The 19,291-nt window shown below is 42.2% G+C and carries 21 protein-coding genes; 5 read left to right on the top strand and 16 right to left on the bottom strand.

The features are described from left to right. Nucleotides 1-18 precede the first annotated feature (18 nt). Together ACFSMW_RS09770 and ACFSMW_RS09765 are read right to left on the bottom strand one after the other, a co-directional pair. Nucleotides 19-1,314 (bottom strand): PTS sugar transporter subunit IIC, encoded by a 1,296-nt coding sequence (locus tag ACFSMW_RS09770; RefSeq protein ID WP_390355198.1) that lies wholly within the window; start codon nt 1,312-1,314, stop codon nt 19-21. Nucleotides 1,315-1,328: 14 nt separating this feature from the next. Next, on the bottom strand, nt 1,329-2,639 hold the full coding sequence (locus tag ACFSMW_RS09765) for a 6-phospho-beta-glucosidase (protein WP_390355197.1): 1,311 nt from the start codon (nt 2,637-2,639) through the stop codon (nt 1,329-1,331). Between the two features lie 238 nt (nt 2,640-2,877). Here ACFSMW_RS09765 and ACFSMW_RS09760 point away from each other — a divergent pair, with 238 nt between their 5' ends. Beyond that, the gene (locus tag ACFSMW_RS09760) at nt 2,878-3,594 is read left to right on the top strand and encodes a GntR family transcriptional regulator (protein ID WP_390355196.1); all 717 of its coding nucleotides are present in this window, start codon (nt 2,878-2,880) and stop codon (nt 3,592-3,594) included. 101 nt (nt 3,595-3,695) lie between these two features. Then, entirely contained in the window at nt 3,696-4,394 is a 699-nt protein-coding gene (chbG, locus tag ACFSMW_RS09755; protein ID WP_390355194.1) for a chitin disaccharide deacetylase, read from the top strand. 106 nt (nt 4,395-4,500) lie between these two features. Here chbG and ACFSMW_RS09750 read toward each other — a convergent pair whose 3' ends face one another. The 13 genes from ACFSMW_RS09750 to ACFSMW_RS09690 form a co-directional block, all read right to left on the bottom strand. Further along, on the bottom strand, nt 4,501-4,851 hold the full coding sequence (locus ACFSMW_RS09750; RefSeq protein ID WP_390355193.1) for a VOC family protein: 351 nt from the start codon (nt 4,849-4,851) through the stop codon (nt 4,501-4,503). A gap of 124 nt (nt 4,852-4,975) precedes the next feature. Next, the gene (locus tag ACFSMW_RS09745) at nt 4,976-5,149 is read right to left on the bottom strand and encodes a hypothetical protein (RefSeq protein ID WP_390355191.1); all 174 of its coding nucleotides are present in this window, start codon (nt 5,147-5,149) and stop codon (nt 4,976-4,978) included. A gap of 61 nt (nt 5,150-5,210) precedes the next feature. Beyond that, nucleotides 5,211-5,648, bottom strand: coding sequence for a GNAT family N-acetyltransferase (locus ACFSMW_RS09740; protein ID WP_390355190.1), 438 nt, complete (start codon nt 5,646-5,648; stop codon nt 5,211-5,213). Nucleotides 5,649-5,764: 116 nt separating this feature from the next. Beyond that, nucleotides 5,765-6,655, bottom strand: a complete 891-nt coding sequence (vanY, locus tag ACFSMW_RS09735) for a VanY-A/VanY-F/VanY-M family D-Ala-D-Ala carboxypeptidase (RefSeq protein WP_390355187.1) — start codon at nt 6,653-6,655, stop codon at nt 5,765-5,767. An 89-nt stretch (nt 6,656-6,744) separates the two neighbouring features. Further along, a complete protein-coding gene (locus tag ACFSMW_RS09730) occupies nt 6,745-7,875 on the bottom strand; it encodes a sensor histidine kinase (RefSeq protein ID WP_390355186.1) in 1,131 nt (376 codons plus the stop codon). Continuing rightward, entirely contained in the window at nt 7,868-8,563 is a 696-nt protein-coding gene (gene vanR / locus ACFSMW_RS09725) for a vancomycin resistance response regulator transcription factor, VanR-F/VanR-M family (RefSeq protein WP_390355185.1), read from the bottom strand. Before vanR ends, ACFSMW_RS09730 begins: the two co-directional genes overlap by 8 nt. A gap of 320 nt (nt 8,564-8,883) precedes the next feature. Beyond that, the gene (locus ACFSMW_RS09720; RefSeq protein ID WP_390355184.1) at nt 8,884-9,450 is read right to left on the bottom strand and encodes a YhfC family intramembrane metalloprotease; all 567 of its coding nucleotides are present in this window, start codon (nt 9,448-9,450) and stop codon (nt 8,884-8,886) included. 16 nt (nt 9,451-9,466) lie between these two features. Beyond that, nucleotides 9,467-10,030 carry a CBO0543 family protein gene (locus ACFSMW_RS09715; protein WP_390355182.1) on the bottom strand — a complete coding sequence of 188 codons (564 nt, stop codon included), beginning with the start codon at nt 10,028-10,030 and terminating at the stop codon, nt 9,467-9,469. Next, nucleotides 10,020-10,352, bottom strand: a complete 333-nt coding sequence (locus tag ACFSMW_RS09710; RefSeq protein WP_390355180.1) for a hypothetical protein — start codon at nt 10,350-10,352, stop codon at nt 10,020-10,022. Before ACFSMW_RS09710 ends, ACFSMW_RS09715 begins: the two co-directional genes overlap by 11 nt. A gap of 156 nt (nt 10,353-10,508) precedes the next feature. Continuing rightward, nucleotides 10,509-10,715 (bottom strand): hypothetical protein, encoded by a 207-nt coding sequence (locus tag ACFSMW_RS09705; RefSeq protein WP_390355178.1) that lies wholly within the window; start codon nt 10,713-10,715, stop codon nt 10,509-10,511. A 428-nt stretch (nt 10,716-11,143) separates the two neighbouring features. Further along, nucleotides 11,144-11,803, bottom strand: coding sequence for a TetR/AcrR family transcriptional regulator (locus ACFSMW_RS09700; protein ID WP_390355176.1), 660 nt, complete (start codon nt 11,801-11,803; stop codon nt 11,144-11,146). Between the two features lie 13 nt (nt 11,804-11,816). Continuing rightward, entirely contained in the window at nt 11,817-12,830 is a 1,014-nt protein-coding gene (locus ACFSMW_RS09695; protein WP_390355174.1) for an ABC transporter permease, read from the bottom strand. After that, nucleotides 12,831-13,571: an ABC transporter ATP-binding protein gene (locus ACFSMW_RS09690; RefSeq protein WP_390355172.1), complete on the bottom strand. Its 741-nt coding sequence runs from the start codon at nt 13,569-13,571 to the stop codon at nt 12,831-12,833. Nucleotides 13,572-14,055: 484 nt separating this feature from the next. Here ACFSMW_RS09690 and ACFSMW_RS09685 point away from each other — a divergent pair, with 484 nt between their 5' ends. The 3 genes from ACFSMW_RS09685 (at nt 14,056) to zwf (ending at nt 17,074) form a co-directional block, all read left to right on the top strand. Continuing rightward, a complete protein-coding gene (locus ACFSMW_RS09685; RefSeq protein WP_390355170.1) occupies nt 14,056-14,808 on the top strand; it encodes a threonine/serine exporter family protein in 753 nt (250 codons plus the stop codon). Nucleotides 14,809-14,861: 53 nt separating this feature from the next. Then, nucleotides 14,862-15,302, top strand: a complete 441-nt coding sequence (locus ACFSMW_RS09680) for a threonine/serine exporter family protein (protein WP_390355168.1) — start codon at nt 14,862-14,864, stop codon at nt 15,300-15,302. A gap of 290 nt (nt 15,303-15,592) precedes the next feature. Further along, nucleotides 15,593-17,074 (top strand): glucose-6-phosphate dehydrogenase, encoded by a 1,482-nt coding sequence (gene zwf, locus ACFSMW_RS09675; RefSeq protein WP_390355446.1) that lies wholly within the window; start codon nt 15,593-15,595, stop codon nt 17,072-17,074. Nucleotides 17,075-17,176: 102 nt separating this feature from the next. On the opposite strand, the gene gndA is transcribed toward zwf, so the two are convergent. Further along, nucleotides 17,177-18,592 (bottom strand): NADP-dependent phosphogluconate dehydrogenase, encoded by a 1,416-nt coding sequence (gene gndA, locus ACFSMW_RS09670; RefSeq protein WP_390355167.1) that lies wholly within the window; start codon nt 18,590-18,592, stop codon nt 17,177-17,179. Nucleotides 18,593-19,291 lie beyond the last annotated feature (699 nt).

Here is a 19,291-nt window from a genome sequence, read left to right as displayed (position 1 = left end):
AATAAATCTCGTAATCTATCAGCTTGCTTTTTCCATCATGCGTTGTTTGAGTGCTCTGACACCAGCTGAAACAAACGGGATATATATGAGCACTGCGATGGACAGGTTGATGACTTGCAGCAATATACCTCTCCAGCTGCCGCCAGTGACAAGATATCCGCTTAAGATTGGCGGTGTTGTCCATGGCAGGATGGCGACTGTTTTGGGCACCAGACCTGTTGCCAGGGCAAAATATGAAATGACGGTCAATACAACTGGGATGAAAATGAATGGTATCAAGAATACCGGATTAAGTACGATCGGCAAACCAAATATGACTGGTTCATTAATATTGAACAACCCTGCCGGAGCTGACAACTTGGCTACTTCGCGATACGGATGATTTTTCTCTCTGCGTATGACGAAAAACACGGCTATGAGCAAAGCGATGGTCGTTCCAGATCCCCCCATGTAAACGAAAGCATCAAAGAAAGGCTTAGTCACCACATAAGGCACATTGAAAGCGGACATACCGTCAGCAAATAATTTTGCATTCTCTTCGATCAATGGCAAGTAGATTGGTTCGATAACGGAGCCAATGATGTTCGTGCCATGTAATCCAAAAAACCAAAGGAAATGATTTGCAAAAGCAACGATCATCGCTGCCGGTAAGGTATTACCGAGGCCTTGAAGTGGTTTTTGAATACCATTGAATACGATTTCAAAAATGCTCGTTCCAGCAAAAACGCCCATGCACGCCTGGAATAAACCGACAAGAATCAAAATCAATACGGCCGGGATCAACGCGACAAATGACCTTGCTACCCCATCAGGCACTCCTTCAGGCATCTTGATGGTGAATTTCGATTTGACAAGCACACGGAATAGTTCAGTTAAAACAATTGCAAGAATAATAGCGATAAACAATCCCTGTGTTCCCAGCCATGCGACGTCAAGTCCCCCATCCTTCGTCCAAGGGACAAGCATGATGTATGCGGCTCCGGAAATCAAGCCGGCAGACAGGCCATCCACCTCATACGATTTCGCCAAATTATAGGCGATGGAGAAGGCAATCAGCAACCCGATGACGGCAAACGTTCCATTCCAAATCGATCCCCCTACTTGCTGCCAGTTTCCCTCACCAAATATGCCATTCAAGATGTGGACCAGATCGAATTTGCCAAAAGGCGGGAAGTTATTGATCAACACGGCGAGTGATCCGACAATGATCAGCGGCATAATTGCCACAAAACCATCGCGAATCGCTACGAGGTGCCGCTGTGACCCAATTCGTCCAGCAATTTCAATAAACTTTTGCATAAATGGATTATTCATTCTGTAAAGCCCCCTTATTTTTGAAATTGTGGTAAGTATGCTTGATTCGCTGCCAACATTTCATCCAGCAGTATCTTACTACTTTCTTCATCGGCGACCAGCGGGTTCATGAGAAATGCGAGATATGCATCTTCATAGCTTCCGTTGATAGCCGCCTGGATAACCAGCTCTTCAAATGCTTTCATATGCTGGATCGCACCTTTCACCTGATAAGGCAGCTTACCGATTGCCAGCGGCTTTGGACCATCCTTTGTGATGACGCAATTCACTTCGATCACCGAGTCATCAGCGAAATCGGAAATAGCACCATGATTACTCGTGTTGACGGTTTGAATATCCCCTTTGTCATTATATATCGAATCCATCAAGCTGCACGCGACATCACTGTAGTACGCACCTCCTCTCTGTTCCAATTCCTTCGGTTTCACACGCAAATCAGGATTTCTATATAATTCAAACAGGGATCCCTCAAGCTGTTGTACGACTTCTGCCCTTGTGCCGTGCGCTTCGAATGCTTGGATATCTTTCTTCAAAACCTCTCTTGTATGGAAATAATATTCATGATATGGATTCGGCAAAAGCCTGGTGGCTGCGATGAATGTTTTCGACCAGCCAAGGCTGACAATATTGGCCGGGGAATAATCGAGATCATCGCCTGCCAGCTTTTCAAGTACCTCTTCTGTACGGTTTATACCGTTGACAAAGACATTTCTTCCAAAAACAAAATGATTCATTCCGACGAATTCGATTCTGACGGTGGACGGATCCACATTCATGATTTCGGCAACAGAGTGACGCATATTATATGGGATATTGCAAACACCAATCACTTTGTCGTGAGCAGAATGTTTCAGGAGCGCCTCTGTCACCATGCCGGCTGGATTCGTGAAGTTGATCATCCAGGCATCCGGGCAAATATCATGGATATCCCGGGCTATATCCATCAACACCGGGATCGTGCGGAAAGCCTTCAAAGCACCACCGGCACCATTGGTTTCCTGGCCGATGTATCCATGACTGAGCGGAATTCTTTCATCCGACGCCCGTGCTTGCAGTCCGCCCACCCGAATCTGGGTGGTTACGAAATCAGCGCCTTCCAATGCCTGCTTGCGGTCTAACGTCCATGATAGATTGATAGGCTTTTCTGCTTCTTCAATCATGCGTGCTGCCAGCCGTCCCACAATTTCCAGCTTGCCTTTCCCTGCTTCAATATCCACCAATACAATATCGGTTACAGGAAAAGCGTCATATCTAAGAATCATACCCTCGATGATCTCTGGTGTATAACTGGAACCTCCGCCGATAACTACTACTTTCAATGTCATATTATCCCTCTCCTCAGATGTACGATCATTTATCCTGGTTGCGTTTTCATTCATATTACTAGCAAGTAGTCATTACACTTGTCATAACCTTTAAATGTAATGTATCATACAAATATAACATTGTCTATAACTTTTATTGTTATCTGAAAAATATTTGTTATGACAAGTTAGTCTTTCGTTGTCAGTATTTGTATTATCCTGTACACTTAAGAAAGCGAATAGTTGGAGGAGTCGGGATATGGAAAAAACACAATCATTACATGCTTATATCAAGGAAGAATTGCTCGACAGGATCAAGGCCGGAAAATATTCTCCTGGAGAAAAAATCCCGACAGAACTGGAGTTATGCAAGGATTTTGATGTGAGCCGGACCACTGTTCGGGCTGCATTGAATCAGCTGACATTGGAAGGTTATTTGAGCCGGATACAAGGCAAAGGGACGTTTGTTGCAGAACAAAAGGTGAAGCAAGCACTCTCCAATACGATCAAGCGCTATAGTGATCAAATTGCGGTACAAGGGAAAAAAGGCGTTGTCAGTGTGGTGAAAATATCTGTCGTGCCAGCCAATGACATTTTAAAACAATCACTGGATGTGGCACTCAAAGCCCCGGTCCAGCGAATCGAAAGGATACGCAAAGCCAATGGGGAGCCGACACAATTCGAAATAGCATACATTCCGTGGGACATTGCGCCAGGCATTGAGGAAAAACATGCTGAAACATCTTTGTACGCTGCTTTATCTGACATATTCGATGTGCGGGTCGCCAAAACGACAGAAACAATCGAAATCGCCCTGGCGGATGAACGAACAAGTAAATACTTGCATTGTGAAGAAGGTATGCCATGTTTCTATATGGAAACCATCGCAGAAGACGCAAAAGGCAATAAAGTGGAATTCTCCCGCTCCTATTACCGCGGAGACAAAACAAATTTCACCATCGAACGAAACTATTGATTGACACACGGAGAATAAAAGAATGGGGACAGTCTTCCTTCTCGTTGCAGCACAGTGATCACGGGATGAAAGATATGCTCCTCTGATTGGAGGGTTTGCGGATGAGAGTTTTGTTTAATGCGGATGATTTTGGACTGACAAGGGGCGTGACTGATGGCATTATCCAGGCTCATGTGGATGGTCTTGTCAGTTCAGCCACGCTAATGATGAACGGGAAGGCTGTTAACTATGCTGTCACACAAGCCAAAAGGCACCCTTCTTTAGATGTGGGAGTCCATTTGGTACTGACATGGGGAAAGCCCCTGTCTGATGATGTAGCGGAACTGCTCGACAACGACGGCTGCTTCAAATTTAAAAATACGTATGCTGAAATGCCTGCACCGAATACAGAACAGGTCGAAAAAGAATGGCGCGCCCAATTGGAAGCTTTTCTGGCAACTGGTCTGCCGCTGCACCATATTGACAGCCATCACCACGTGCATGGATGGGAACCGTTAAAGGATGTCGTGGTTCTTTTGGCAAAAGAATACCAGGTACCTGTCCGTTATGTTGATTCCCTAAAAGACCATCCCGATATTTGCCTGACTGAATCGCTTTTTCTCGATTTTTATGATGATGGTGTCAGGGAGGATATATTCAAGCGGCTGTTACAGGTGAAAACTTCATCTGTTGAAGTGATGACACACCCAGCTATAGTGGATGATGCATTGCGCGAAGTCAGCTCCTATACAGATAAACGTCAGGAGGAATTACGGCTGTTGACCTCGCTGCCAATACCAGCCGGTGTTGAACTCATGTAAAAAAGCCCCACGCCCGAGGCACGGTCTAACCTCTGGTGTGGAGCTTCTTTAAGACAGTATATTGATACTGTAAATTATTTCCACGAACTAAAAATATCGCCAGCATTTAGAGATGGATAAGAATATTGACAAGCTTGCCGAAAGGATCCCTAACATAAAATCGCCGGACTCCCCACGGTTCCTCAGTCGGTCCATATTCAATCGGAAACCCCGCTTCTTTCATGCGGATGAGGACGCTATCCAGATCATCAACCTCAATTGACAAATCAGGCACAGGTGTTCCGGATCCCCCTTCTGAAAGGAAACTGATTTGAGTATCCATTTTCTCATGCGAACCGTATGTGGCAATAAATCCCATATCCATCAGCTGATCAAGTCTAAGTATTTCACCGTAAAAATACGCTGCTTTAGAAATGTCCTGCGTCTCAACGTTCAAAACAATTCGTTTGACCTTCAATCTTTGCCCCTCCTATGCAAAACATGGTCCAATAATAGATTACGGGGAGCTATTCTTTTCCTTGAATTTTTCTACCTTCACCCCGCGCCTCCGCTGATTAACATCTCTTCAATATAGCCTGCGCTTAAAAAGGAAGGTCTTGAAAAAGGGCAATAGTGATCATTAATGTCGACAAAGTACCGAAAGAAGTTAAAATAATGATTTTTCGGTTATTTTGTTCTTTGGAAGGTTTCATTATTTCATATATGACTGCAATCCATATCATTGTAGATGCAACGGCAATCATACCTATTGACATATCTCCCACACCTCTATTTTATAAATTAGTATAGCTTACAGTACACCAATGGCTTATTGCTTTATAAATTCACTTTAAATACATAGCTCACTTTATCGTAATTCATCTTTTTTTCGTAAAATCGGTGAGCCTCGGTACGCTTTAATCCTGATGATAATGCAACACTTTTGTAGCCATTATCTTTAGCCCATTTATGTACATAGGATAATAGTTTTTCACCATAACCATTTGAACGCTTATTTTCATCAGTAACCAAATCACACACCCAAACAAAGCGACCGTAATAAAGTGTAATCATAGGCTTAAATCCTGTAGCCGCAACCATTTCATCTTGATCATCATACAGAGCGAATAATCTATACCTGTCCCTTTCCTTGGCCTCCATGACCAAGTCAAGATACGTTTCTTCATGAAGATGCGTACGTAATTGATTCATTACCGGAAAGGCTTCAAGGATCTCTTCTTCCGTTTGGAGTTCTTTCACAGTCAGCATGCCCATTACCAAGCCCCTTTTTTATTTGTACTAGTTCATGGTTTTATTCAAGATAGTCCGATCACAGCATAATCTTTTACCTATAAGCTTACTCTTACATGAATCAAATTTAGTTTCAATTATCATTCGTAAACGGTCACGATTATTCCATCCATATTGTCACCTGAAATTTTATATTCATGGTTTTCCGGTATATGAATCACCATGTTTTCGGAAAAAGGATAATAAGAAACAATATATTTTTTACCTTCCACCTTAGCCGAAATTTTCTTCTTTTCCTTTAAGTAATCTAAATATTCCTCCAAGACAAAATCCTTTTCCTTCATAATCGCACTATGCGGCAAACCAACATACCGAATATGCCATGGTTCATATTGAATTCCCGTTATATCCGTTTTATCCTCAGGATATCGTAAAATGAATCCGTATTTCCAAGCATTTTGGTCAATCCATTCTCCCTCAGGTGCTTTCTCCATCGCCATTTTAGTTGTGCCTACGTCCAGAGATAAACCTAAATTGTGTTCGCTGTAGCCTGCTGGCAAGGCATAGTCAGAGCCTTTTTCTTCATAGAGTTTATGTTGCTCATCAAAGTCCCGAAAACCACTGGTAATGAAAAAGTTAGAAACTCCTTCTTTTCCTGCAGCAGCCATCATATCTGAAAATTTATGTGCGATATCCTCAGATAAGTAGGTTCTTTCCAGTAAACCGTATCCTTTAACTAAATCATTGTGCGCATATAGATTGACGACATCTGACTTAATACTTTTTTGATGAACTGGATACTTCTTGTTGACCAACAGCAGATTTCCTTGATAAATTTGTTCTTCCTTTACATCTACTTGCTTGCTATTTTCGGATGACTCTCTATCAGCTGCTTCATCATTTTCATGTTGATCATATTTCTGCACTTCCACATTTGGTAAATTTGTGTTTGATTCAAAAAACGATCCCTTATACATAAAAATCAAAAACAAACACAGAAGTAATAGTATTAAAAATCCCAACTTTTTCACTTTCAGTTTCCTCCTTATTCTGCTCTATTTAAAAGAATAAGTAAAACTATTTAAAAAAAGAGTGGGGTAAATCTTAAATTTTTCTTAAATCATGCATTTGGACTTGGCCCAATCTGATTATTTTGTTCAGTTTCTTTTGGTAAGCGGACTTCAAAAGTTGTTTGTATGACGCTGCTTTCAGCAGTAATGGATCCATTATGCTGCTCGGCAATATTTTTCGCAATGAACAGGCCCAACCCTGTACTATCCTCTTTATGCGTTCGGGCTTTATCCCCGATATAAAACATCTCAAAAAGATGCGGAAGTTCATCCGGTGGTATGCTACCTCCATAATTCACAATTTGTACTACCACTTCATTATCTTCAATGAACCCATTCACATCGACATACTGACCATCGTATCCATAACGAATGGCATTGGTGATAAGATTTTCGAACAGCCGTGCCAGGAGATCCCCATCGCCAAAAATGGGCAGATGACTCGTACTATTCACTCGGACAGTCAAATGATTGTTTTCAAATAAAGGATACAATTCTTCAATTAATTGGTTAAGCAGATCAGTTAAATGCAAACTTTTTTTATCTACTGGCAGCATACCATAATTTATTTTAGTTATCTCAAATAATTCATCAATCAGCTTTTCTAAGCGTTGGGATTTTGTAAAAGCAATGGTTAAAAAATGCCTGGCCTGTTCTTTCGTCAAGCTTTCATCTTTCAGGATTAAATCCAAGTAACCTAAAACAGAAGTCAGCGGTGTACGCAGATCATGTGCCAGGTTTACGATTAACTGATCCTTACTGCTTTCCGAAAAATCCCCTCTTTCTATAGCTTCTTTTAACTTTTCACTTGCGAGATTGATGTCTGTCGCGATATCGTTAAATTCATCATTTGAGTGGATGTCAATTTGATGTTGAAAGTCTCCGCGAGCAAGGTAGTGAATTCCCCTGGAAATCTTATTGAAATAAGCAGAATAGCGTTTGGTGAAGATAAAGAAAAACAATATGGAAAGTGGAATAAATAAAAGCAAAAAGAAATGAATGTCTCCAATTCTGTACATAAATGCACGAAAATTGGACAGTGTATCTCCATACTCAACCTGGGTATGATAATAATATTGAAGTATTTTAAAGATTATATAAGTTATAGTACCCGCCAGAATCATACTTAATCCAAATAACATGATCATTTTTGAGCGAAAACTTCGTATGATTTTAACCATTGAACGTATACCCGACTCCCCAAACAGTTTTAATTAATTTGTTTTTTTGTTTATCTTCTTGCAGTTTTTTCCGTAATGTTCGAATATGTACCATCACGGTATTACCGCTTTCAAAATAGGCTTCGCCCCACACCTGCTGAAAAATGTTTTCCACACTATACACTTTTTTGGGATGGCTGGCCAGTAAATACAAAATATCAAATTCTTTCGGAGTGAGCTCCATATGTTCACCGTAAAGCGTAACCGACCGTTGATCAGGAGAAATAACTAATCCGCCAAACTCAAGATTTGATTTATTTTCATTCTTAGCCCGATTCAATGTCGTAAATCGCCTTAACTGGGCATTTACACGAGCTACCAATTCGATAGGAGTGAATGGTTTCGTCATATAATCATCTGCTCCAATTACAAGCCCTTGCACTTTATCAAAATCAGATGTTTTGGCGCTCAAAAATATGATAGGCATGTTATACTGTTCCCGAATACGCTGTGTTACTTCATATCCATCCAGTTCCGGCATCATAATATCTAAGATGAGCAAATCAAAGGTCTGATTCTCGACAACACGAACAGCATCTTGACCATTCGATACTTTCACGATATGGTACCCTTCTTTCTCTAAATGAAAGGCAATCAGGTCAGCAATTTCCTTCTCATCATCAGCAATTAGTATGGAAATACCTTTCATATTTCTCCTCCTAAACAAGGTTGACATAGCGTTCCTATGCAATTCCAAAAACATTTTTTAATAATTACAGTTATTAAATTGGAATGCTCTACTATCTAGTTTTCCAAAGGTAAGGCTATCTGACAAGTTTAGTGTAACATGCTTTTTAAAACATTTTTAGGCATGACTATTAACAACTATTAGCTCATATTTTCCATATAGCGTGTGGATCCCTTGGTCCAGCATCCCTCCGTTTCAGGAATAAGCCAATCTCTTCAAAATTAATAAAGCCCGCGATACATAAAATATCACGGGTTCAATGCCATCTCTCTGGCTATTATTCATCCGAACGTCCATGCAAATGCGAGATTCAGCCATTCTGGTTCTGCAGATGGTGTGTGAATCAAATAATCCTTCAGATTCCTCAACACAGCAGCATTATCTCCTGTTGCATGATGAATCGTTTGATTCATAGCCCCTGTGTTAATCAAAAAAACATTCATTAGCATACTTCCAAATGCAAGCCCGCCAATAAAAAGGGATTCAAATCCCCCGTGGCCGATCCCATAGGAAATACCATCTTCCCAGTCATGTGATTTTTGCAATATGTACCGAAACCCTATAAATCTGCCCACTTCTTCAAATACCCCAGCTGCTAAACCGCCATATAAGGCATAAAAATATGGATTCTTAACCCATTTCATCGTCACTGGATTCATATCAAGGACATAGGCATGCAGCATTTTTTCAAGAATTAATGCGAAAACAATAAAGATCCCAGCCCCGACCAATACATGTTTCCAGGAGACTGTAAATCTCCGGTGAAAGAAAATTAAAAAGGCAACAGGTACACCAATCGCCAACATCACACTTATCATTAAAAATGTAATAGCCAGTGAATCAACCAATGGCCACAAAGAATCCTTACCGTTTCTTATCCTGGATAGCAATCACTTTCTGTACAAACCATTTCACACCAGCAGCCATAGCAATATAAATTGGGAAGGAGTAAATATATTTCCATCCGTGCAGTACATAAATATCCATCCAGGCAAAAAGGGGTTCAAATATGAATGTTGATATGGCGGCCATAATAACATGCGCAATAAGAAAGGTCTTCCATTTTGAAAACCATTGATAAATCAACATATAAATAATAGGAAGAGCAGTCATATCTACCGGGGTTAATGGCGGAAACATTTGAATAATTTTATAACCGTATGTCCAGAGGGAAAAAACAATACCGATAACATCAAGCAGCGTAGCTATGCCGAATACAGCGAACCCGACAACAATAATTTCTAACAATCGCGTCTTGTCGGTCAATTTCCACCAAATAAACCAGGGAAGGATTGATATAACAACCAGGAACCACCAATTGAACGAAAATAAAACATCATCCATCCATCGTTGATAAGTTGTTTTGAATAAAAGCTCCTGAACTTCCTTCAGGTCATTTATTGACACCGGGGAATTGTCATATTTCATTTTTCGTACCTTTCCGGCGAAACAGCATGCGTTGTACTCCTATTTTCAACCAACCTGCCAACGATAATGCCCAGTATTGCAAATCCAAGGCCACTATAAAGAGGTTCATAAAAAAAGATGACCAGGCTAATCCAAGGGTCATACCGGATGCTAATCCGTATAGCTCACCTAATCCTTTGGTTTTTCTAGTAGGCTCCGGAACATTATTTGCTCGAAGCTCCCGGTTAATATCATGTGACCTGTTGTAGAGCTGTCCGAAGCCATATAGTGTAGTGGACCATAATAAAGCAGCCATCGGCGATTTGTATGATTGATCGTTCATATTTGTCCACCTTATAAGACGAAGTATCCTTAGGTTGCCCAAAATAGTTTTTTATATTTGTTTTTGTTTTCAGCGGGAGAGGGATAGAGCCCCGCAATATGGCCTATTTTAAACACTGGATACTGTTTTTTCCGATGAGCGTCAGTTTGATTAATATCATTTAACTTCTTTCTCCTGATTCAAATCTGCAATTAACTTGTTGAGTTTTTCATTTTTCTCTTTGTCTAATCTTATTTTTGTATTCATAAATTTAATTACCTTAAAGGCAAAATAAATTCCAAATACAGTGACCACTAAATAAAACAAGTTGATAATCATAGGTACGTACAAAAGCCAATCTGCCCAGGGTGAAGTTGTTGTCATTTCAAAAATGCCTCCTTTAGTTAAATAATCGCTCGACTGGGGGGGAGTGTTCCTTCGAACCGACATCTTGTCAATTCTTAGTTTTTTTGTAAGCACTGATAACGCTCAAAAAGATGACTAATAATGCTATGATCAGAACGATAGGGTTATCTTTTCCAAACATGCTCCCGAGTACATGATCAAATGAGGGAACTCCGAAAAAAGATAGAACTGGCGGGATGATAAACAGACCTATGAAAATACCAATATTAATCTGACAGTTATTCCTTTTCTACTCAAATAACTCCCCCTTGGTTAACATGAGGCAATGGCCTCTTTAACGTTCTCACCACACAATTATTATGATTATTGTAACAAACTTTTTTATGGTTTATCGAGAGTTATTTTGAGTATTCAAGCTTTTTTTACAAAACCACATTAATTTCTCATCATCGGTCAGCTGCCAATCCGTGCATGATAAAATCAATGGTCTGCTGTATTTCCATGTCATCATCGTGCTCCTGATTAGGCTGTAAGATGAAACGGTTGATAAGCAACCCAAGAATGGAAGGTACCATCATGCGGATCATATCCGGAATCGCTATATCTTTCAATTCCCCCCGCTCTTTGAAATAGGTAAGCACCTTGTTTAGCTGCGGGTACATTTTTGTCTTGAAGACATGCTTGATTATCGCCTGCATATCCGGATGAAAAGCCAGTTCCTGCAATAATATCCTTACTGCAGGCGTGTTCTCCGCAGCAAATGCGAACCTGTTGCGGATGAACACATCCAAAAAGCTGCGCATGTTTTTATGTGACGTATGAACAGCTTCTTCAATAAATTGTTCGACAAAATAAGTTGCCGTAAAATCTACGATTGCTGGTGCGAGTACCGCCTTCAACAACTCTTTCTTGGTGCGATAATGCCGAAAAATTGTCCCTTCCGCTACCCCCGCCAGCTTAGCAATCTCACTGGTGGAGGTATTGAAATAACCTTTCTTAGCAAAAAGTTCAATGGCCGCATGCAGGATATCGACCTGCTTTGGAGTCAAATTTTTATCCTGTTGCATTTTTTTCATCTTATTTTCCGGTGTGTTCTCTTCATTCATTTTACCCCTCCGTTCACAGCTTACGGTATTTTTTCAGGGCGGCGATGTTTAATAAGACGAACAATATCGCCAAACCGCAAATGACAGTCAAATCAACCCAGACATCTGTTAAATGCTGTCCCCGAATCATGATTTCTCTTAACGCATCCGCCCCATAATGCAATGGCATCATTTTGCCGATTTGCTCCAGCCAATCATAGCCAAAATGGAAAATGCCGGCAAAGAATATTTGCGGAACAATCACAATCGGAATAAATTGCATCACTTGAAACTCATTATTCGCATAGGTTGATAACAGTGTGCCCAATCCAAGTGCTGAAAGTGCCAGCAAAACTGCAACGATCAACACCTCCCACAGCTGGCCGACCATATAAATATCCAAAACGAGCACGGAATAAAGCACAACCAGCACAGACTGTACGATAACAAATATGCCAAACCCGAGAAAATAGCCGCCAACTATTTCATAGCGCTTGATCGGCATGGCAAGGAGTCTCTCCAATGTTCCCTGTGTACGTTCACGCAAGAATGTGATTCCTGAAAGCAGGAAGGTAAAAAAGAAGACGAAAAATCCGATAAGTGCAGAGCCAATATTATCAAACATATTTAAATCGCCGGAACCATGAAGGTATTGGATGTCCATAGGCTGTTTATGCGAATCCAGTTCCCCGGAAGCCTGTGATAAAACTTTTTGCACTGCGGAAGTAGCCGTGGAGTCGCTTCCTTCAACAGTGACGTTGATCGTTTTACCTCCCCACTGCACAAAAGCATCAATTTCTTCATCCTGCATTGCCTTCCTGGCTTCATCGGGTGCCATGTTTTTCAATGTGGCATCTTGTTTTTCCAATGCCTTTTCAAGTGGCGCTGGCAAGCTGCTGACAGCGATCGTCGGTTCATAATCATTGCCGTTGAAGACAAGCCATAACAGTGTCATGATAAACAACGGTACAATGAATAATAGAGCCATACTTCTTTTATCGCGTAAAAATTCCAATATGATTCGTTTGGCAATCGCCCAAATCCGCATTTACTCCACACTCCCCGCAGCTGATTTTCCGTGCTGACCATAATATAAAAATGCTTCTTCTAAAGTACTCGATTTGCTGGCTTCCTGTAATTCAGCAGGGCTTCCCTGAGCAATGATCCGGCCGTTTCGCAACATGGCAAGGCAGTCACATTTCTCCGCCTCGTCCATGACATGTGTAGTAATAATGATAGTCGTACCCTGGTTTTGCAGATTCTTTAGATCCTTCCAAATGGAAGCACGCAAAACCGGATCGATGCCTACAGTAGGTTCATCGAGAACAAGCAGTTTTGGATAATGCATCAATGCTGCGGCCAGCGACATCCTACGCAGCATCCCTCCGGAAAAAGCCGCCAGTTTTTTATCAAGATGATCCGTCAAATCGACCATCTTCGCAATGTCTTCCACTCTCCGCTTCCGCCTGCTTTTACGGATCCCATAGATACTTGCAAAAAATAATAGATTTTCCCGTGCAGTCAGTTCACTATATAAGGCGTCCGACTGCGCCATGTATCCGATAGAACGCATTTGTTTTAGCGAAGGCATGACAGTATCTTCAATAACTGCGGTGCCATCTGATGGCTTTAGAAGACCAAGCATGATTTTAATAAGTGTTGTTTTGCCGGATCCCGACGGACCAAGCAGCCCAAAAATCTGCCCTTCAGGAATCTCAAGAGAAATGTCCTTTAAAACCTCCTGATGTTTGAAGCTTTTTACGATATGGTTCAATTGAACAAATGACATTGAAAAACCTCCCTTTTATTGCTGCTTTCGCAAGCAGCTTATAGCTGCGCTACTAACATATCGGCATTAAACGCTGGAGTTTGCACTCCTTGATATTTGCGTTCATACACTTTCAGTTCTAACAAATCGATTTACGCGTCACTGCCCTCTTTCATAGCACAGGTTTTCCCATCAAAGAATGATTCAAATAAGTAAATGAGTGATTACTCACTTTTATTTTATGACTTATTTTCCAACATTGCAATGAAAAGATGACATTGTCTCTGGCTGGAGGTTTTTTGCAGTCCAGAACACATTTTAAGGTGCCATCAGCATCGCTGAAACAACCGCTCTATGACGTGCCAGACGGTGGCTATGTGCCTTCCCTGTCACTTTGCTTTCATTGTTCACAGGGATATAATATAATGCATATGCTGCGGCAAGGCATCAGTCTAATCCTTGCCTTGAAAAGGTCTCATAAACGATGTTTTTTACATAAAAGTTGGTGAAGAAATTGAAAGATCGTGATTTGATTGCGAAGACTTGCATACTTGCCGGAAAAATCATGCTGGAAAGTGGTGCGGAAACATATCGTGTGGAAGATACGATGGATCGCATCGCTGCCGCTTTTGGTTTAGGTGACGCGCAAAGTTATGCCACACCTACCGGGCTTCATTTTGCCGCTGAAAGCGCCGCTATCCCCGGATTCATCCGTATCTCCAAACGAACAACCGATTTACATAAGATCGCAAAGGTGAACCATATTTCCCGGGCTATTTCAGCCGGACAATTGGAGGTAGGAAACGCCTACCAGAAACTGTTGGATTTACGGAATGATACGCAAAAATTTCCGAGCTGGCTGCAGATTGTTGCCGCTGGGGTGGCGAGTGGGTGTTTCGCTATTATGTACGGTGGTGCCTGGCAGGATTTCCTGCCGGCCATCTTCACAGGGGGAGCCGGTTTTACCACAATGCTCACTATCGATCGGTTCTTTGGTATACGTTTCTTTGCAGAATTCGCCGCATCCCTTATCATCGGCCTGCTGGCTGTATTTTTTGTTTACATTCATTTTGGCATCGTGCTGGAGAAAATCATTATCGGTGCTGTCATGCCGCTTGTCCCCGGTTTGCCCATCACCAATGCTGTACGGGATTTGATGGCCGGCCATCTGATCGCCGGCGTTTCCAAAGGAGTGGAATCACTGCTTACAGCCTGTGCGATCGGTGCAGGTATCGCGGCTGTGCTTGCCTGGTTATAATTTTTCACGTTGCCATACCAATTGCTACTACTGAAAAGAAAGGAACCTGCTATATGTCTGCCACAGATTGGATTGCTCAGCTTGCGACTAGCTTTGTTGCATCTGCAGGATTTGCCATTTTATTTAACGCTCCCCGAAAAACGCTAATCCAGTGCGGACTGGTTGGTATGGTTGGCTGGATACTATATTACGTGCTTACACAGCAGGGTATGGACATTTTGCCGGCAACTGTTTTAGCTGCGATGCTTGTCGCTGTGCTCACCCAAATTTGTGCGAAACTGTATAAAACGCCCATCATCATTTTCATTGTAGGAGGAATCATCCCGCTCGTCCCTGGTGGTATGGCCTACAATGCAATGCGACATTTTGTGGAGAACGACTATTATACCGCTGTGGAATATTCCGTCAAAGTGATGTTGCTATCCGGGGGTATCGGCTTTGGGTTGATGTTCTCCGAGATTATCAACCAAATTATAAAAAAAGCTTGGAAATGAATCAGGTTGACTGTGAAGCCGGTATACGGGAGGGACACGTTTCCTGTTTGCAAGGAAGCCGCTTTTCCTGCGATATCGGATCATATGGATGAGGTCCGACAATACAAGCAGGGGCCTACTTCAAATCGGTCAGGAAACACCTTGGTCCATAGCCCAAACTGTGTTCCGTCTCCCCTCGCGATACCTTGGCATCTTCTCTATCTATTCAGTTTGCAAAGTTGATTTTCGTGGATAATGGCTATAAAATGGAATACGACTATGCAGAAAAATACGTTTAGAATAGAGGTTCAATCGTGGAAGAACAATTAAAACCAAAAGCAGTGATTGTGATTTTCGGCGCTACCGGCGATTTGGCAAAACGCAAGCTTTATCCTTCCCTGTATCGCATGTTCCGGTCGGGCAAAATAGAAGATTTTGCTGTGATCGGTGCGGCGCGAAGACCTTGGACAAATGAAAGTTACCGCGAGAACGTCGAACAATCCGTTAAAAATATAGATATGCGTGACAAAGATTTGCAGGCTTTTTCCTCCCGCTTCTTCTACCAGCCTGTTGATGTCACCAATTCCGCTTCTTACCAGGATTTGAACAGCCTGATACAGGAGCTGGAGGAAGATTTTCATACAGAAGGGAACAGAGTCTTCTACCTGGCAATGGCTCCAGAATTTTTTGGTATCATTGCAAAAAATCTGAAATTACATGGGCTAAAAGACAGTGCTGGCTGGAAACGTCTTGTGATTGAAAAGCCTTTCGGCCATGACTTGCCTTCAGCCAAACAGCTTAACGAAGAAATTCGTTCTGCCTTTGATGAAGATCAAATTTATCGTATTGATCACTATCTCGGTAAAGAAATGGTGCAGAATATTGAAGTCATCCGCTTTGCCAATGGTTTATTCGAACATTTATGGAACAACCGTTTCATTTCTAACATCCAGATCACTTCGAGTGAGTCGCTTGGTGTCGAAGAACGTGCTCGCTACTACGACCATTCTGGTGCGACAAGGGATATGGCACAAAACCACATGATGCAAATGGTAGCACTTTTGGCGATGGAGCCCCCAATCAACTTGACAACGGAAGAAGTCCGTTCGGAAAAAATCAAGGTGCTTCGGGCCATGCGCAGCGTTAACCCGGAAGATGTAGATGCGTATTTCGTCCGTGGACAGTATGGTCCAGGTCAAATAGCCGGAAGCGAAGTCACAGGCTATCGTGAAGAAACCGAAGAGCTGCAGGATTCTGATACGGAGACATATGTTGCCGGAAAAATCATGATTGACAATTACCGTTGGGCAGGCGTGCCATTCTACATTCGCACAGGTAAACGCCTGGCTGTTAAATCAACAAAAATCGTCGTCGAGTTTCAAAACATCCCGATGAATTTATACTATGAAAATAAAGATGACCAGCACCCGAACCTGCTCGTCATCAATATCCAGCCTGAAGAGGGCGTCACGCTTTACCTAAATGCCAAGAAGGATAAGGTTGGGCATGCCGAGCCGATCAAGCTGAGCTATCGCAACAACCTGACAGATCACGGCATTAACACACCAGAGGCATATGAAAAACTGTTGTATGACTGTCTGCTTGGTGATGCGACGAACTTCACCCACTGGGATGAAGTTGCCCTTTCCTGGTCTTTCATCGACTCCATTTTGGCAGGCTGGCGCATGAAGCGGCCGGCATTCCCAAATTATGCGTCAGGTACAATGGGGCCGGACGCAGCAAACAAATTACTTTCCAAAAACGGTCATCATTGGTGGCCGGTTGAGGAATAAAATAACCCATAAAACCCCCGGCTCTTTGCTGAGCCGGGGGTTTCTGGTTGTAAAATGAAAAGTCGTACAAGAAGGAGCTCCTTTTCGTACGACTTCGTTATATTATTTATCCATCCATTCGGTATGGAAGGTTCCTTCTTTATCAACGCGCTGGTACGTATGGGCACCGAAATAATCGCGCTGTGCCTGCAACAGGTTGGCTGGAAGGCGTTCGCTGCGATAACTGTCATAATAAGAAAGTGCTGCAGAAAATCCGGGTACCGCAATGCCATTTTCCACTGCAACCATAACCACTTTACGCAATGCCTGCTGATAGCCTTCCGCAATCTCTTTGAAATAAGGATCAAGCAGCAAGTTCGCGATTTCCGGATCCCTGTCGTAAGCATCTTTGATCTTTTGCAGGAAAGCAGCACGGATGATGCATCCGCCACGGAATATCATCGCGATTTCACCATAATTCAGGTTCCAGTCAAATTCCTTGGAAGCTGCACGCATTTGGGCGAATCCCTGAGCGTATGAGCAGATTTTACTCATGTACAGCGCTTTGCGCACTGCTTCGATCAATTCTTTTTTATCGCCTGTGAAGGCTTCGTTATCTGGACCGGAAAGTACTTGACTTGCATGGACACGTTCTTCTTTCATCGCTGAAATGAAGCGTGCAAACACAGACTCGGTAATAATTGGCAGAGGAATCCCTAGATCAAGCGCACTTTGGCTTGTCCATTTTCCAGTACCTTTCTGGCCGGCCGTATCAAGGATGACATCCACCAATGGTTTGCCGGTTTCTTCGTCTTTTTTTGTGAAAATATCAGCGGTGATTTCAATCAAGTAACTGTCTAATTCGCCCTGGTTCCATTCCGCAAATACTTCATGCATTGCATCTGCATCCAACCCAAGAACATCTTTCATAATGGCATATGCCTCGCAAATCAGTTGCATATCCCCATATTCAATACCATTATGGACCATTTTCACATAATGCCCCGCGCCATCAGGTCCGATATAAGTCGTACAAGGCTCACCATCCACTTTGGCTGAGATAGCTTCCAGAATTGGTTTGACTAATTCATGCGCCTCTTTCTGTCCGCCTGGCATAATGGACGGTCCATGCAATGCACCTTCCTCGCCGCCAGATACCCCTGTACCAATAAAATGAATGCCGTGCTCGCTTAAAAACGCATTTCGTTTCTGCGTATCTTTATAGAATGCATTCCCGCCATCGATCAGAATATCACCTTTATCCAAATGTGGCAGCAGCTGATCGATCGTTGCATCCGTCGCTTTACCAGCCTGAACCATCAACAGGATTTTGCGCGGTTTTTCAAGTGCGTCCACGAATTCCTCCATACTGTAGGTCGCTGCAACATCTTTATTTCCGGCTTCTTTCATCATGTTGTCGGTCTTTTCCGAAGAACGGTTATAAACCGCAACAGAGTAGCCTCTCGATTCAATATTGAAAGCCAAATTCTTTCCCATAACAGCCAGTCCAACAACACCAATCTGCTGTTTTTTTGCCATGATGTATCTTCCCTTCCATTATCTTCGGTTTCCAAAACAATTAGTCATTAGCTCTGTGAAAATGAAAAAATTTCAAATGACTATTCAAAACTACTATACCACGAGCACTGCGGAAAGTGAAATACATCGCATAGTGTTTTCAGCGTGGAAATTATTTGTTTTGATAAGAGGCATTCACTTTTTTTGCGTTTTGTAATGGGGGTATTGCTTTAAGAGAGGCTCTATCAACAATAATTCTACGTTTTCTGGGATGTCATTGCTTTGAGAGAGGCTCTATCAACAATACTTCTACGTTTTCCGGGATGTCATTGCTTTGAGAGAGGCTCTATCAACAATAATTCGGCGTTTTCTGGGGTGTTATTGCTTTGAGAGAGGCTCTATCAGCAATACTTCGACTTTTTTTGGGATGTTATTGCTTTGAGAGAGGCTCTATCAACAATAATTCGGCTTTTTCTGGGATGTTATTGCTTTGAGAGAGACTCTATCAGCAATACTTCGACTTTTTTTGGGATGTTATTGCTTTGAGACGAACTCTATCAGCAATAATTCGGCGTTTTCCGGGATGTTATTGCTTTGAGAGAGACTCTATCAGCAATACTTCGACTTTTTTTGGGATGTTATTGCTTTGAGAGAGGCTCTATCAACAATAATTCGGCTTTTTCTGGGGTGTTATTGCTTTAAGCGATGCTCTATCAACAA

The organism is Tigheibacillus halophilus, from assembly GCF_042683165.1.
Lineage (GTDB): Bacteria > Bacillota > Bacilli > Bacillales > Amphibacillaceae > Tigheibacillus > Tigheibacillus halophilus.
The sequence above is the reverse complement of the archived record's forward strand: the minus strand, read 5'-3'. Positions and strand labels throughout refer to the sequence as shown.